This window comes from Coraliomargarita parva (genome assembly GCF_027257905.1).
Lineage (GTDB): Bacteria > Verrucomicrobiota > Verrucomicrobiia > Opitutales > Coraliomargaritaceae > Coraliomargarita_A > Coraliomargarita_A parva.
This window is the reverse complement of record NZ_JAPZEI010000002.1, coordinates 264,482-280,141: the sequence shown is the minus strand read 5'-3', so window position 1 is coordinate 280,141 and position 15,660 is coordinate 264,482. Positions and strand designations below refer to the sequence as shown.

The following is a 15,660-nucleotide window of genomic DNA, read 5'->3' as shown; positions in this document are numbered from 1 at the left end:
CCTCACATAGGACTCAATATGCCAGCAAAAAAAGCAACCAAGAAGAAAGCAGTCAAGCGCGGCGCCAAGAAGCGCACAGCAGCAACGGCTGTGAAGTATATCTACGACTTCGGCGACAAGACCGATGGTAATTCGAAGCTTCGCGAGCTTCTCGGCGGCAAGGGAGCAAACCTTGCCGAGATGGCCCGCATCGGCCTGCCCGTGCCTCCCGGCTTCACCATTACAACCGAAGTTTGCACATACTTCTATGACAACGGTCTGAAGTATCCGACCACCCTTGAGAAGGAACTCAAGGCGTCCGTCGCAGTGATCGAAAAGCAACTCGGTAAGAAGCTTGGCGCTGAAAAGAACCCGCTTCTTCTTTCCGTCCGTTCCGGTGCCCGCGAATCCATGCCCGGCATGATGGACACCATCCTGAACCTCGGCTTGAACGACAAGACCGTGAAGGCGCTGGCTGAAGAATCCGGCAACGAAGCGTTCGCTTACGACTGCTACCGCCGCTTCATCCAAATGTACGGTGACGTCGTCATGGGCGTGCAGGCCGTCAACGAAAACGACCATTGCCCGTTTGAAGCTGCTCTTGAAAAGCTTCGTGAAGAAGTCGGTGTCAAGTTCGACAACCAACTGACCGCCGAAAACCTCAAGGAACTGATCAAGCGCTACAAGGAGATCATCAAGAAGCGCACCAAGTCCGCCTTCCCGCAGGATGCCTACGAGCAACTCTGGGGCTCCGTCGGTGCGGTCTTCAAGTCCTGGCAAAACGAACGCGCCATCCTCTACCGCCAAAAGTACGGCATCCCGGCCGCTTGGGGTACTGCGGTGAACGTTCAAGCCATGGTCTTCGGTAACATGGGTGAAGACTGTGCAACCGGTGTTGCCTTCACCCGCGACCCGGCCAACGGTGAAAAGGTCTTCTACGGTGAGTACCTCATCAACGCACAAGGTGAAGACGTTGTCGCAGGTATCCGCACGCCGAACCCGATCGCGAAGCTGAAGGAAGAAATGCCGAATGCGCACGCCGACCTGGAAGCTGTCCGCAAGAAGCTCGAAAAGCACTTCAAGGACATGCAGGACTTCGAGTTCACAGTGCAGAACAACAAGCTCTACATGCTGCAAACCCGTAACGGCAAGCGCACCGGTCTGGCTGCGGTCCGTATCGCGGTTGAGCTCGTGAAGGAAAAGCTGATCAACCAGAAGACTGCACTTCTCAAGATCCCGGCCGACTCCATCTCCAGCCTCCTCGTTGCCGTGTTTGACCCGGCCGCTGAAAAGAAGGCCAAGGTTTTGAGCACAGGCCTCCCCGCTGGCCCTGGTGCTGCCGCCGGTAAGATCTGCTTCACCGCAGAAAAGGCCGAGCAAGTTGCCGCTTCCGGCGGTCACGCAGTACTTTGCCGTGTGGAAACCACACCGGAAGACCTTCGCGGTATGATCGCTGCCGACGGGATCCTCACCTCCCGCGGTGGTGTGTCCTCACACGCTGCGCTGGTTGCCCGTCAAATGAACAAGGTCTGCGTCTGCGGTGCTTCTGAAGTCGTAATCGATTACGGTGCCGGCACACTGACCATCGGTGACACGGTCCTGAATGAAGGTGACGACATCTCCATCAACGGTACTTCCGGTGACATCTATGCCGGTTCCGTGACCACCGCTCCGTCCGAAGTGAACCAGGTTCTCTCCGGCAAGATGAAGGCCAAGGACAGCTACACCTTCCAGCTCTTCGACCAAGTCATGACTTGGGCCGACAAGTATCGCAAGCTGGGTGTTCGCACCAATGCCGACTCCCCGGAGCAAGCTGCCAATGCAGTTTCCTTCGGTGCTGAAGGTATCGGCCTCTGCCGTACCGAGCACATGTTCTTCGAAGGCGACCGTATCACCTTCATGCGTCAGATGATTCTTGCATCCGACGAAAAGGAACGCCGTACAGCCCTCAAGAAGCTCCTGCCCTTCCAGCGCAAGGACTTTACCGGACTGTTCAAGGCCATGGGCGGCCTGCCCGTCACCGTCCGTCTGCTCGACCCGCCACTTCACGAGTTCCTCCCGCACGACGAGTCCTCCAAGCGCGAGCTTGCGAATTCCCTCGGCGTGGATGTGGATGTGATCTCGAATCGTGTCCACGCCCTGCATGAAGCCAACCCGATGCTCGGTCACCGCGGTTGCCGCCTCGGTATCTCCTATCCGGAAATCACCGAAATGCAGGCCCGTGCAATCTTCGAAGCTGCTGCAGCTTGCTACAAGCTGAAGAAGCCGATCAAGGTCGTTCCTGAAGTCATGGTTCCGCTGGTCGGCTTTGCTGATGAGCTCAAGAACCAAGTCGCCGTGATCCACCGCGTTGCTGCGGAAGTCATGGAGAAGAAGAAGGTGAAGTTCGAATACCTCGTCGGTACCATGATCGAAGTGCCGCGTGGCGCTCTGACCGCTGACGAAATCGCCGAAACCGCACAGTTCTTCAGCTTCGGCACCAACGACCTGACCCAAACCGGTCTCGGTATGAGCCGTGACGACGCCGGTTCCTTCCTCGGCAAGTACAAGGAGCTCGACATCATGCCGCAAAATCCGTTCGCGTCCATCGACGCTGCCGGTGTTGGCCAACTCGTCGAGATCGGTGCCGCCAAGGGTCGCAAGACCAACAAGGGTATCAAGCTTGGTATCTGTGGTGAGCACGGTGGTGATCCGGCTTCCATCAACTTCTTCCACCAAGTCGGCCTCAACTACGTCAGCTGCTCGCCGCCGCGCGTTCCGGTTGCACGTCTGGCCGCTGCCCAGGCAGCGCTCAAGTAAGCCGATTCGGTCACGAATTGAATTCAAAAGCCCTCCGGAAACGGAGGGCTTTTTTTGGGTTCATGGTTATTTACCGGGGAACGGCTGCATAAACAGTGATCCTTGATGATTCAAAGGATTTACGTGAAGTCTCATACACTCCATTTTATTTTTCACAACCGCTCCGCTAGAGAGCCCTGTCGGGCGAGGTTGGGGAGAGGAGCTATCCGGTGGCATGACTTTGTTCTCCTCCCCTGCCTCCCTACCTCTAGCGAAGCGGTTGTAAAATTAAGATTCTCTTCATTCCAGTATTCGACGATGCTTTCCCCGGTAAATGGCGAAGAACCTTTTTTTGTGTTGTCGCTCCATTAGCGGGAAGGCCGCAATAGGACATCGAGTTCTCCTGTGCTTGAACCCCTCCACCGCCTTGCGGTCCCCCTCCCCTGCACGCAGGGGAGGAGCTTGAATGATTGCGAGCGACTCAATATGGTCTTATAGAGCAAGAAGCTCCTCCTCTTTTCAAGGGGAGATGGCTCCGCAAAGCGGAGACGGAGGGGTTACAGGTGATCGAAGATACAAGGAGACCAATCCCCTCGTTTACCATCCCGGCAACGCAGCCACGAAAATCCTGAAATCGTAGCACCGAGCAGAATAAGAGTCACAGAGACTTCCCCGAAGCCATCCGTCATAGTCAGCCCCAAAAACATTATCAAAACACCGATCCAAATTCCCGCCATCTGCCTTTATTCTCAGTTAAAATTGCTCATCTGGATTATGTCGAAAATCACGGTCAGTGCGATTAGGATGAGGGGAATCAGAATCAATGCTGCTAGGATTCCAAATGTGATCTTAGCGCTCATGGGAGTCTTGCTGTATTCCTTCTTCCCTTCGGAGTCGCCTTCCATTTCTTTCATAAATCAGTATGATCGGTCACACTTAAAAATCTTACGAACACGGTTTAGCACGACAGCTTTGCCCCATCGACAAGCATCAGGACAGGTGCGAGGCAAACACCTTGTTCGTAGCTTTCTACTAAGTCAGGCAATGGATTGCAACGAAAGACTTATCTAAAACCGTCTAGGCAGGCACCCGCCGACCATTCGACCGTGCCCCTGAACCGGTCAGTCAGGCATCTCCATCCATCTTAATTGACGTTAATTCACGTTCATTCACGGTTCAAAAACGTGGCGTGTTCGCTTGTGGTTCGACTGGCTCACCACCCTGAGCTTGCCGAAGGGTCGCGCACCACAACCGTAGAGAAGCGACGACAGACGCTTCTTCCTCCGCTTCCTTCCGATCCCCAGATCTCCCTCCCCATAGACAATCATTCTAAGGCATTGACAGACTCCGACTTGTCCATTGAATCCAGCCTATCGTCACAAAGGCATGAGCAAAAACGGTTGCTCGAATGAACGGACCGCCGGTCCGAACTAAGGCTTCAAAACGATACACCCTTTACCGACACCGCACCCGATCCCTACGTTTTGGTGCAACCGGGAAGCAGCAAGGTTACGTCCTACCCGCTCCCATCCCATTGAGATACCAGCACCGCAAGGCACAGCAAACATGAGTCAGGAAGAAAACTCGAACGAACCCAACAACCAGATTTCCGTATCCGGCGTCCTGGAGATCCTCCAGAACAAGACCGGCCAGCTGATCGACCCCGCACGTAACGGCAAGACCAAGCCAAGTGACCCCTTCGTCCCGCGCGAGCTGATCAAGCGCTTCAAGCTCAAGCAGGGCAATTTCATCGAGGGCAACGCGATCAAGAACGACCGTTTCCCGAATCCCAAGGTCCGCTATATCGAGAAAGTCGACGGCGCGCCGCTGGAAGACCGCAAGGGCCGTATGAGCTTCCAGCAGATGGTGACCATCGCACCGGACGAGCAAATCCGCCTCGAAGCCAAGGATGGACGCGTCACCACTCGCATCATGGACCTGTTCTGCCCGATCGGCAAAGGCACCCGCGGCCTCATCGTCGCACCGCCCCGCACCGGTAAGACTACCCTGCTCCACGATATCGCCCACGGGGTCATCGAGAACCATCCGGAATGCCATGTGATCGTCCTTCTGGTCGATGAGCGCCCAGAGGAAGTCACCGACTTCAAGCGCAGTGTGGATGCCGAAATTTACGCGTCCTCCAATGATGAGGAGATCACCAACCACCTGCGGCTGGCCGAAATCGCGATCGAGCGCTGCAAACGTCTGGTTGAAGCCGGCAAGGACGTCGTCCTGCTGATGGACTCCATCACCCGCCTGTCCCGCGCCTACAATGCCGCCTCCGGCAAGGGAGGACGCACCATGACCGGCGGTCTCGATATCCGTGCCTTGGAAAAACCGCGCCAGATCTTCTCCGCCGCACGTAACTGCGAAGATGGAGGTAGCCTCACGATTATCGCCACGGCCTTGATCCAGACCGGCAGCAAGATGGACGAGTTGATCTTCCAGGAGTTCAAGGGCACCGGTAACATGGAAATGGTTCTCGACCGCAAGGCCGCCGAGCTCCGCCTCTGGCCCGCAATCAACCTCAATGCTTCGGGCACCCGTAAGGAAGAACTCCTGCTTTCCGGCAAGTACTTGGAAGGCGCCCAGTTCCTCCGCCGTGCGCTCGCCGGCCAGAAGATCGAGGACGCCGCCGAGGCCATGATCGACCGTTTCAGCCAGACCAAGAACAACGACGAATTCCTCAAGCTCCTGGCCCTGAAATAAACGCGCGCATGAATAAAATTCCCCTCCTGAATCAGGAGGGGTGGATCGCGCCCGGCGCGAGACGGGGTGGTTCCGCCATGCCAAAGAGGCCAAAGTTTCACAACTTCGGCTACGATTGATTCACCGCCAACTCCTCCTCCCTGGCACGGCGCAGCTTCATCCGAAGACGGCTGCCAGCAGGGGAGGTGGATTCCGCACAGCGGAAGACGGAGGGGTCCTTTCCACTACTGATAGACAAACCACCTCCCCATCGACCATTCGACTCACTCATGGCAGGCGAAGCTCAGGGACTCCTCCTTAACCAAGGAGGAGAATTAAAAAAGCGACAGTTTGCTGTCCCGTAGAAAAGCGATGACAGTCGCTTCTACTTATCCGATTCCAGCAGGATCTTGTATTCGACGGAATCGACCAGGGCTTCCCAGGTGGCTTCGATGATATTGTCGCTGGCACCCACCGTGCCCCAGATTTCCTCGCCGTCGGTCGACTCGATCTGCACGCGGATAATGGCATCCGCGCCGTGCTGGCTCTCCAGAATGCGCACCTTAAAGTCGATCAGCTCGACATCCATAATTTCGGGGAAGACCGGCGCGATGGCCTTGCGAAGGGCATCGTCGAGGGCGCCGACCGGACCGGTCGCTTCCGCCACGGTGTGGTGGATCTCGTCACCGATCCGGATCTGAACCGTCGCTTCGGAAACCACGCGATTCAACGCAGGTTGGTTGCTGACCATGACCCGGTACCCGATAAGCTCGAAATCCTCCTTTTTATCTTTCAGGAATCGGGCAAGGAGGAGCTTAAAAGAGGCATCCGCCGCTTCGTATTCGTAGCCGCGGAATTCGAGTTCCTTCAGCTCCCCGAGAAAATCCTTTAGCTCGGGCGAACGGGCGTCCAGTTCGACCCCGATTTCCTTTGCCTTCATCATCACACTGCTGCGTCCGGACATGTCCGAGACCAGCACGCGGGTGCGATTGCCGACCAGTTCCGGCTCAATATGCTCGTAACTGTGCTTCACCTTGGCCGCGGCATCCGCATGCACCCCGCCCTTGTGGGCGAAAGCACTGGCTCCGACAAAGGGCGCCTTGATATCCGAGGAGCGGTTGGCCATCTCGTCCACAAAGAGGGAGAGGTCTCGCAACTTACTCAAATGCGGCGCACAGCTGAGCTCGCGCTTCATTTTCAGCACCAGGTTCGGAATAATGGAAGTCAGGTTGGCGTTACCGTTGCGCTCACCCACCCCGTTCATCGTTCCCTGTACCAGAGCAGCACCGGATTCGACCCCGGCGAGGGAAACCGCAACCCCCAGTCCCGAATCATTGTGGCAGTGCATGCCGACCGGAGTGTCGGGGAAATGCGCGCAGACCTTACCCACGATCTCATGCACCTCGCTGACCAGTTTGCCGCCATTGGTGTCACAGAGCGTCAGGCAGACGGCTCCCCCGCGTTTCGCAGCCTCCAGTGTCTGGATGGCGTATTCCGGGTTGTCGCAATATCCGTCGAAGAAGTGTTCGGCATCGTAGATAACCTCCCGGCCGTTCTCAGTCAGGTAACGGACCGAATCTTCAATCATATTGAGATTCTCCTCGGCGGTGGTGCGGAGAATCTCGGTCACATGCAGCAGCCAGGTTTTGCCAAAAATCGTGCAGACCGGCGTGGCCGCCTCCAGCAAGAGTTGCAGCTGCGGATCTTCCGCGGCAGAGAGGCTGGCCCGTCGGGTCGATCCGAATGCGGCGAGCTTCGCATGCTTGAGCTTGAGCTTTTTGGCCTCCTCGAAAAAGGCCATGTCGCGCGGATTCGAGCCCGGCCAACCACCTTCAATGTAATCAATACCAAACTGATCCAGTTTCTCCGCCACGCGGACCTTGCCCGCCACGGTAAACGAAACTCCCTCGCCCTGTGTGCCGTCACGGAGCGTTGTGTCGTAGATCTTGATTGCCTGCGTCATGGTTGGATCAAATGGGAAACCGACGAAAACAATGAATCAGGCCATCGGGGGCAAACCTAAATCGCAGCGCATCCACTTCCCGCCACCCCGGCGCCTTAAGAGAACCCCCCAGGTACAAATAAGGCCTTATTTGGGACAGCTACTGCCGTTTGAGTTCTGGCCTACGCTGTGCTTACTTTAAGCAACTGAGGGATTATAAAGGTTTTCCGAGGTTTATCAGTATTAGCATCGCATAATGGCGCCATATTCGTCTATTCGCGGCTAGTAGTCACATCCTACTCACTCTCATGCGGATATTCTTACTCTTCGTCCTGGCAGGGTCCGCCCTGGCCCAGCAGGAACGCAGTCTGATCGACTTCGAAGCGGTCAGTGCGATCGCGGCTGAACGTATTCAAATGGAACGGCCGGAAGCGTCGGCCAAGCTGCCTCAGGCGCTCGCGGAGCTCGATTACGACGACTATCGCAATATCCGTTTTCGCCCCTCCGAAGCCCTCTGGTGGAACGACCCGCTCCCCTTCCGCGTCGAGTTTTTCCACTTGGGACACATCTACCACGACGCCATCCGTATCTTCGAAACCAGCGACACGCACGTGCAGGAGATTCCCTTTCTGGAAACCGCCTTCAACTACGAGAAGAGCGCCTACAAGCCCGGGTTTCTGCGAAATCCGCAAGGTTACGCCGGGATCCGCGTCAAGTACCCGCTCAATCGTAAAGACGTCTATGACGACCTGATTGTCTTTCTCGGAGCCTCTTATTTCCGTGCCCTCGGCAAAGGTCAGGCCTATGGACTCTCCTTGCGTGGCCTGAGCATGGACACACTCGGGAAGAAGGAGGAATTTCCCCGCTTCACGGAACTGTGGCTGAAGAAACCCAAGCCCGAGGAAGAAAGCCTGACCCTCTTCGCCTTGCTCGAAGGAAAACGTGTCACCGGCGCCTACCAGTTCACGGTTCACCCGAATGGAAGCACCCGGATTGACGTACGCGCCAGGCTCTTTTTCCGCAAGGGCGGGGCCGATGTGGTCGGCATCGCTCCCATCACAAGCATGTTTGTGTTTGGCGAGAACACCAACCACGACTACCAGGACTGGCGTCCGGAAGTCCACGACTCCGACGGCCTGCTAATCCACGCCGACAGGGAATGGACCTGGCATACGCTCGAGAACCTGCCAGGACGCTACTCCCGGAAATTCCCAGCCGCCAAACTCCGCGGCTTCGGCTTGATGCAAAGGGACCGGCAATTCCGAAACTACAAGGATCTGGAAGCCAACTACGAACACCGCCCCTCGGCCTGGATCACTCCGAACCGCCAATTCCCGATGGGCTCCGTCGTACTCTATACCTTCGGGACCGCGACCGAGGCGACGGACAATGTAACCGCATTCTGGATGCCCGACCTTGCCGAGGACGAAACCGGCCCGATCGACTTGGACTACACAATTTCAATGCTGTTAAAACCGCCTCCGTCGGAAATGGCCCGCGTGGTGGAGACCCGGGTGGGTCGCCGTACTTTGGACCCCGATGCCACCACCGTCATTATCGAATTCACCCGGCCTGAATCACTACTGGCCGAGGAGATCAGTCGCCTCTCACTCGGGTTCGACTGGGGTGAAGCGGAGGTACTGGAAAATCCAGTCATCCAATACAACGTATCGGAGGACCGAATACGCGTCTTCGCCCACTTCAAAACACCCGCGGGCCTTCAGCGCCAAAAGCCCTATGAAATGTCCGCCCAACTCCTGCGCGAAGGCCACCAGGTCTCCGAACGCTGGTCCTACTCATGGCTCCCCTAGTCCAGAACGACCCACGCATTCAGCAGGCTGACACCGACCTGGCTTACCAGCGGGTCGAGGCCATCCTGCGCGCCTATGGGATCCGGCATGCTGCAGTCCGCGGCCTGCATACGCAGCGTATCCTGTTCGAAGCCCTGGATGCTAAAACGAGGAACAACAATCCAAAAGCTCTGGATGCCATCGCAGCCGACCGCACGCTCGATGAAATCGAAGCGGGCCTCGCACGGATCAGCCCGGAACTGGTGGATGGAGCAGACAAGATCGACACGAACAAGCTCCTACTGGCAATCCGGCGTGCCCAAGTCCCGGCCCGACAACCCGAGGTACTGATCGAAGGCGCCCCGCTAGGCCCCGAAGACACACAGCAATTAAGAGATCTCTACCGCCTGCAACTTGTGCCCGAGTTGCGACGCCGCTCGATGGGTGCCCCCACCCTTCGATTTGAAACCATTGAGGATGTCGCCACCACCACCACGGCAGTCTTCGGCCGGGTCCCTTTGCTCCGTAAACTCGGACCAGCCCTGCTGCTCATCCTCATGGTCTGGATCGTCTATATCTTTTCAAAATGAGCGCGAAACCAAAGACACCGAGTTGCCATTTCCGCCGGATCTTGTTTTTCGGGACCTTTAGCATGCTCGTGCTGGTCAGCAGCCTGCTTTTCATCGACTGGCTACACCGAACCGGCATGACCCCGGCCAAATGGACCCTCTTCGCACTTTACTTTATCCTGACTTCCGGCCTGGCATTCGGGTTTTCACAATCCCTCTTTGGCTTTCTGGTCCTCCTGTTCCGGAGAGACCGGATACGCATCTCCCGTCAATTCAAGCTGTCGGACGAAACCGGCGGGGATGAACTGAAATCGAGGGTCGCCTTGCTCTTCCCCGTCTACAACGAGGACCCCGTACGCTTCTACAACGGCATCGAGGCAACGTACCTGGCTCTGAAGGAAAGCGGCCGATTGGAGCATTTCACGTTCTGTATCCTGAGCGACTCGACCAATCCCAACCGCTGGATCGAAGAGGAGAGCCTCTGGCAGGAACTGACCAACAAGTACAATGCCCACGGACAGATCATCTATCGCCACCGCATCTCGAACCTGAACCAGAAAAGCGGCAACATCAGTGATTTCTGCCGTCGATGGGGGTCCCACTTCGACTACATGATCTGCTTCGACGCCGACAGCCTCATGTCGGCACAGTGTATCCTCAAACTGGTACACCTCATGGAGATGAACCCGGAAGTCGGCATCATACAAACCGCCCCCTCTCTGTTTGGTGCAGAAACACTCTTCGCCCGTTTCCAACAATTCGCCAATCGCATTCACGGTGAGATCAGTTCGGCCGGATTGAATTTCTGGCAGCAAAGCGAAGGCAACTACTGGGGCCACAATGCCATCATCCGTATCCAGCCATTCATCGAATATTGCAGCCTGCCGGAGTTGCCCGGACCACGCCCATTGGGCGGGCGAGTCCTGAGCCATGACTTTGTCGAAGCGGCCCTCATGCGGAAAGCCGGCTATGAGGTCTGGCTCGCCTACGACATCGGCGACAGCTTCGAGGAACTACCGCCCACCCTCCTTGATTTCGCCCAACGCGACCGACGCTGGTGCCAGGGCAACCTGCAGCACGGATGGATCGCCTTGTTCGGACACATTCCTTTCCTCAACCGCGTACACATGCTCAACGGCATCTACTCGTATCTGGCGGCACCGCTCTGGCTCCTGTTCCTCGGGATCAGCACAATGGCCGCCTACAGCTGGGAAAGCAGCGGCCTCACCCTTCTCATACGCCCCGCGCTCCTGCCCTTCTCTCCCAACAAGCTGACGGATCATATGCTGGTCATTCTCGCACTCACGCTCAGCATGATTTTTCTTCCTAAGCTCTTCGCGATCCTCCGCCTTGCGGTGGAACCGGACTTTCGCAGGCGTTTCGGAGGCGGGCTCAAGGCAGCGGCCTCCGTACTAATGGAAGTCCTCTTCTTCACATTGCTGGCCCCCAGCCTGATGTTGTTTCACAGTGCCTTTGTCGTCGCGATTCTGACCGGTAACAAAGTCAGTTGGCGGGCGCAGAACCGGAATGCGGCCCACACCACCTGGATGGCCGCCTGTCAGGCCCACATCGGACACAGCCTGATCGGCCTGCTCTGGGCGGTACTCGCATGGAAGATCGACCCGTCCCTCATGTTCTGGATGAGTCCCATTCTCTTCGGCTGGCTGATGGCCATTCCGCTCTCCGTCTTCTCCAGCCATACCGATGCCTCCTTCTGGCTGAAGTCCAATGGCTACCTAGTCACTCCCGAGGAAATACACAAAACACACATTATCGATCTCCTGGATCAATGCGCAGACATGCGGGTCGAGCACCCCGTACCGATTGAGATACTCCGCGATGATTTCGGCCTCATTCAAGCCATTCTTGACCCATATATCAATGCCCTCCACCTCGACTTCCTACCCCGCCGGCGAAACCAGACGTCCGAGACCCGCACCAACCTCGAAGCCCTGGGCCAGAAACTGATCGACTCAGGGGCCCCCGCGCTCAGTACCGATGAGAAAATCCGCCTGCTCAACGATCCGAAATCCATGCGACAATTGCACCGCCGGATCTGGACCATGACTGAAAGCAAACTGCACAACTGGTGGCGTCTGGCCCTGAGCCGCTATAGCCGCCGTAGCCTCTTTGTCGCCGAACTCGATGGTCCCGCCCGCACGATCTAGACAGGCCTTCGATCGCCTATGAAAAAAGTTTACGCTTGTATCGTTCAATGCCGACCAACGAAAGCTCAGTGAATATGTGAAATTCCGTATCAAGTCATCAATCAAAACAGTCACAGCAAGGTGCTTCTGCGCTGGTTTGAGCCCAACCAGCCGGACGTCATCCTGACTGACACGGACGACCCGGCGATGGGACTTCTCACCAAGATGGGCCTCAAAGTGCCTGAAGACATTGGCTGTGCCTGGCTGAGCCTGGGCGAAAACGAGGCCACCCGCTCCGGCATCGACCAGAATGGGAAACTCATCGGGCAAACCGCGATCGATTTTCTAATCGGCATGCTGCAACGCGGCGAGCGCGGAATCCCGGAGACACCAATCCGAATGTTGGTCGAGGGATCATGGATCCAGGGCGTGACCTTGCGCGCCCCCGCACAAAGCTAGAGTAGCCCAAACTCGAATGCCCCGGCACAATTCGACTAGTCCCCAATGCCCCTAGATTGATTGGAGCCCTGGCTTAAGCGATGATGCCCCATAAGGACTTCAAGCGGACAGGACAAACGCAGCCCATCACAGGCAGTGAGACTGGTGACACGTAATCGGAATGGCACTACTTTAAGCTTCTTATCGTAGTGGCGACTTCAGTCGCCATCGAGCCGAGGTGGCTTAGGATGCTGAATATGGCAGCTAAAGCAGCCACTACGAGCGACGCTTTGTTGCAATAGGAACCCTTCAATTTGTCCTTAAAGTAGTGCCATTCACACGTAATCGCCCCTTGCACCAAGCTGTAAATGACTATTATGTGGCATCGTTTCCACAAAAAAAGACCAACGGTCTATCCGCGAGATCAAAAAGCCAGAAATCCTCTAATTATTAGACCAAAGAGAGTATTTCCGGATTCTACTTTTGCCAATTAGAAGAAGACATATTTTATATTGACAAAAATATTGTGGCAACGTTTCCATACATACCAGCATATTTTGAGTAATATGTGTTTCGCCCGAAACCGTCCCCATCTACAGGGACCCCTCCCCTAAAAAATCATGAAAACATACCTCCAGATACTCGCACTCTCTGCACTCCCCCTGTCCGCCCAACCCACTACTGAATCTCCCTACCTGTTTGGCGACTGGGGCGGTCTCCGTTCCGGACTCGAAAACCAAGGCATCACCGTACGTACTCACACGATCTTTGACGTCTACGACGACTTCTCCGGCGCGGCGGAAGACGGTACCGGTTACTTTTGGCGGCAACGGCTCTCCGCCGACTTCGACCTCGAAAAGATGCTGGGCTGGGAAAACAGCTATATCTCAATCAGTGGCGTCCATCAGGATGGTAAAAACTATAACCGCACGGTGTTCGGCGTCTTCACCAACCCGAGCTCCATGGAAGGACCGCAGGACACACGCCTGGCGAACATCTACTTCGGTCAGGACCTGCTCGACGGAGCACTGAGCTATAAGGTCGGTAAAATCGACGGCGTCGGCGAGTTCGGCGTCCAAGACTACGGCAGCACCTTCATGAACGATGAGCTTTCCTACGTGCCCAATATCATTTTTGGCGCAGGTATCCCCTGGGACCCGGCGCAAAAGCTTGGCGCAGTGGTCACCTACCGCCCGACCAACGGTGGACTCTACCTGAAAGGCGGCGTTTACGACAGCAGTGACTACGACCCGGTTCAATACGACAGCACCGGCCTCAATTTTGATTGGCACGGTCCGGTCGCCTATGGGGCAGAAATCGGCTACACATCCGCAGAAGGCACCGAAAAGCCGGGCTTTATCAAACTCGGCGCCCACTACAACACCGGCTCTTTCGGCCGCTATCTGAAAGACGATGCCGACAACAACTATCTCGTCTACCTCAATGCGGGTCGCACGCTCTACAATCTCAACAGTGACGGCTCACGCCATGTGGACGCATCGCTGTCCATCGGCCATGCCCCCGAAGACAGGAACCTCTACAAAAATGAAATCACCGCCATCCTCCGCGCGGTCGGTCCCTTCAATAGCCGCCCCAACGATGAAGTCGGGCTCGGCCTGATTGCCGCCCTCATCAGCGATGATTACTCGAAAGCCTCCGAAAACAGCGGCGGGCCGAAGTCCTCCGAGGAATACACCGCCGAGCTGACCTACAAGGCAGCGGTGACGCCTTGGCTCACCCTCCAGCCCAGCTTTCAAGTCGTCATGAATCCGGCCGGCAACACTGACCGTAGTACCGTGTGGATCGCCGGTCTCCGCGCCAAGATCAGCTATTAGTCCTTTTTGTTGTTCAGACAAAATACCCTAGACATCCGCCCTGTCGTGTCATGCACGGCAGGGCTTTTTTGGTTCCTCCTCATTTTCGGGCAATGCCCCTAAAAATGAGGAGGATTCTGCGAACCACGCAAGCGGGACACGCCACGCCGGCTCGTGCGGGCGTAGAGCAACGAAGCCCCAAGGAACGAAGGCGGGCACGCCACGCCGTAGGAACGAAGGCGGGACACGCCACGCCGTAGGAACGAAGGCGGGACACGCCACACCAGCTGCATTGCTAGAAAATCATTCTGCCTCACCCACACGGTTGTAGGAATGATCCTGTCAGTAATCATTCTGTTTCCCAAAGCGCCGTTGTAAGCATCATTCTGCCTAAAATCATTCTGCCGACCTCGACAGTGTTGTAAGCATTATCCTGGCCGGTCCTGAGCGCGCCTGTCATGAGCGTGCCGAATGGTCGAAGCGCAGGAATGGCCGCAATCTCGACTTAGCTAGCGTGGCCCCAAAGCCGACTCGCGCACAATCAGCTCACCACGCAAAATCATCTCGCTGACCTGACGCTCGGGGTCTTCAATTCGCTTGAGCAGGAGATCGGTCGCGGCTTCACCGATCAAGGCCGCCGGTTGCCGGATCACCGTGACCGCGGGCTCCACAAAACTCGCCCAGGACGGATCGTCAAAGCTAACGAAGCCGAATTCAGAGGGCTTGCGCCGCCCCCCCAGACGAAGCTCACGATACGCGCCACTGGCAATCAAGGCATTCCCACAAAAAAAGGCATCGACTTCCGGATCTTCCTCCAAGGCCTGTCGCACCAGCTTGGCCCCCGCCTCTTCGGTCGGAGCGGACTGATACACCTTGGCCAAGAGTGACGGGTTCCCGGCAAAGGCCGCCTTAAAGCCCTCGACACGCGTGCTGGTGGTATAGCTGTTGCTCCCACCAAAGATGCCTGCCACACGGCGGTAGCCGCCCTCGACCAAGCATTCAGCCAAACGCTTGGAGGAATCCGCATTATCGACCAAAACGGAATCCAACTTCACGTCCGCCATCTTGCGGTCGACACAAACAACTGGGGGCAAGGCGCTGAAATCGATCGACTTGTTTTTCCAGCAGGTCGGCGAAAAAACAATTCCCGCCACCTGCTCTTCCTGCATCAGTTCCAGATAAAGCGCTTCCTTACGCTCGTCCTCCTCCGTACTACAAATTAAAACAGTATATCCATTGGCCATCGCCGTACGCTCAATCGACGAACTGACCTCCGCAAAGAACGGCATTCGTATATCAGAAACCAGCAGTCCGATCACCGTTGACCGGCGGGCCCTCAGACTGCGCGCGACACGGTTTGGCCGATAATTCAACTGCTTCGCCGCAGCTTCCACTTTCCGGCGGGATTCCTCACTGATATACCCGTTACCAGATAACACTCTCGATACCGTCGAAATGGAACAACCAGCCAATCGGGCAACATCTTTGATGGATCGGGACATGTATGACATCGTT

General features: G+C 56.4%; 11 protein-coding genes. 7 read left to right on the top strand and 4 right to left on the bottom strand.

Annotation, left to right across the window (positions count from 1 at the left end):
• Nucleotides 1-18: 18 nt before the first annotated feature.
• The gene (gene ppdK, locus O2597_RS03480; protein WP_269522798.1) at nt 19-2,778 is read left to right on the top strand and encodes a pyruvate, phosphate dikinase; all 2,760 of its coding nucleotides are present in this window, start codon (nt 19-21) and stop codon (nt 2,776-2,778) included.
• A 728-nt stretch (nt 2,779-3,506) separates the two neighbouring features.
• Here the strand turns inward: ppdK and O2597_RS03475 are convergent.
• Nucleotides 3,507-3,671 (bottom strand): hypothetical protein, encoded by a 165-nt coding sequence (locus O2597_RS03475; protein WP_269522797.1) that lies wholly within the window; start codon nt 3,669-3,671, stop codon nt 3,507-3,509.
• Between the two features lie 652 nt (nt 3,672-4,323).
• Between O2597_RS03475 and rho the strand changes: the two genes are divergently transcribed.
• Nucleotides 4,324-5,466: a transcription termination factor Rho gene (gene rho, locus O2597_RS03470; protein WP_269522796.1), complete on the top strand. Its 1,143-nt coding sequence runs from the start codon at nt 4,324-4,326 to the stop codon at nt 5,464-5,466.
• Between the two features lie 109 nt (nt 5,467-5,575).
• Here the strand turns inward: rho and O2597_RS03465 are convergent, their stop codons facing one another.
• Together O2597_RS03465 and cimA are read right to left on the bottom strand one after the other, a co-directional pair.
• Nucleotides 5,576-5,737, bottom strand: a complete 162-nt coding sequence (locus O2597_RS03465; RefSeq protein ID WP_269522795.1) for a hypothetical protein — start codon at nt 5,735-5,737, stop codon at nt 5,576-5,578.
• A gap of 93 nt (nt 5,738-5,830) precedes the next feature.
• On the bottom strand, nt 5,831-7,408 hold the full coding sequence (gene cimA / locus O2597_RS03460) for a citramalate synthase (RefSeq protein ID WP_269522794.1): 1,578 nt from the start codon (nt 7,406-7,408) through the stop codon (nt 5,831-5,833).
• Between the two features lie 287 nt (nt 7,409-7,695).
• On the opposite strand from cimA, the gene O2597_RS03455 reads away from it, so the two are divergent.
• From O2597_RS03455 to O2597_RS03435, 5 genes are all read left to right on the top strand, one after another.
• Complete coding sequence (locus O2597_RS03455; RefSeq protein WP_269522793.1) at nt 7,696-9,198, top strand: glucan biosynthesis protein; 1,503 nt, start codon at nt 7,696-7,698, stop codon at nt 9,196-9,198.
• Nucleotides 9,186-9,767, top strand: coding sequence for a hypothetical protein (locus O2597_RS03450; protein WP_269522792.1), 582 nt, complete (start codon nt 9,186-9,188; stop codon nt 9,765-9,767). The genes O2597_RS03455 and O2597_RS03450 overlap by 13 nt, the downstream gene beginning before the upstream one ends.
• On the top strand, nt 9,764-11,914 hold the full coding sequence (gene mdoH, locus O2597_RS03445; protein ID WP_269522791.1) for a glucans biosynthesis glucosyltransferase MdoH: 2,151 nt from the start codon (nt 9,764-9,766) through the stop codon (nt 11,912-11,914). The genes O2597_RS03450 and mdoH overlap by 4 nt, the downstream gene beginning before the upstream one ends.
• 120 nt (nt 11,915-12,034) lie before the next feature.
• The gene (locus O2597_RS03440; RefSeq protein ID WP_269522790.1) at nt 12,035-12,352 is read left to right on the top strand and encodes a LacI family DNA-binding transcriptional regulator; all 318 of its coding nucleotides are present in this window, start codon (nt 12,035-12,037) and stop codon (nt 12,350-12,352) included.
• Between the two features lie 599 nt (nt 12,353-12,951).
• Nucleotides 12,952-14,166, top strand: a complete 1,215-nt coding sequence (locus O2597_RS03435) for a carbohydrate porin (RefSeq protein ID WP_269522789.1) — start codon at nt 12,952-12,954, stop codon at nt 14,164-14,166.
• A gap of 488 nt (nt 14,167-14,654) precedes the next feature.
• Here the strand turns inward: O2597_RS03435 and O2597_RS03430 are convergent, their stop codons facing one another.
• Nucleotides 14,655-15,647: a LacI family DNA-binding transcriptional regulator gene (locus tag O2597_RS03430; protein ID WP_269522788.1), complete on the bottom strand. Its 993-nt coding sequence runs from the start codon at nt 15,645-15,647 to the stop codon at nt 14,655-14,657.
• Between the last annotated feature and the right edge of the window lie 13 nt (nt 15,648-15,660).

Excerpts from the sequence above, each read along its gene's own strand:
- O2597_RS03455 (WP_269522793.1), top strand. The coding sequence starts at position 7,696 with ATGCGGATATTCTTACTCTTCGTCCTGGCAGGGTCCGCCCTGGCCCAG.
- O2597_RS03475 (WP_269522797.1), bottom strand. The coding sequence starts at position 3,671 with ATGAAAGAAATGGAAGGCGACTCCGAAGGGAAGAAGGAATACAGCAAG.
- O2597_RS03450 (WP_269522792.1), top strand. The coding sequence starts at position 9,186 with ATGGCTCCCCTAGTCCAGAACGACCCACGCATTCAGCAGGCTGACACC.
- O2597_RS03435 (WP_269522789.1), top strand. The coding sequence starts at position 12,952 with ATGAAAACATACCTCCAGATACTCGCACTCTCTGCACTCCCCCTGTCC.
- mdoH (WP_269522791.1), top strand. The coding sequence starts at position 9,764 with ATGAGCGCGAAACCAAAGACACCGAGTTGCCATTTCCGCCGGATCTTG.
- O2597_RS03465 (WP_269522795.1), bottom strand. The coding sequence starts at position 5,737 with ATGAGTGAGTCGAATGGTCGATGGGGAGGTGGTTTGTCTATCAGTAGT.
- rho (WP_269522796.1), top strand. The coding sequence starts at position 4,324 with ATGAGTCAGGAAGAAAACTCGAACGAACCCAACAACCAGATTTCCGTA.
- ppdK (WP_269522798.1), top strand. The coding sequence starts at position 19 with ATGCCAGCAAAAAAAGCAACCAAGAAGAAAGCAGTCAAGCGCGGCGCC.
- O2597_RS03430 (WP_269522788.1), bottom strand. The coding sequence starts at position 15,647 with ATGTCCCGATCCATCAAAGATGTTGCCCGATTGGCTGGTTGTTCCATT.
- cimA (WP_269522794.1), bottom strand. The coding sequence starts at position 7,408 with ATGACGCAGGCAATCAAGATCTACGACACAACGCTCCGTGACGGCACA.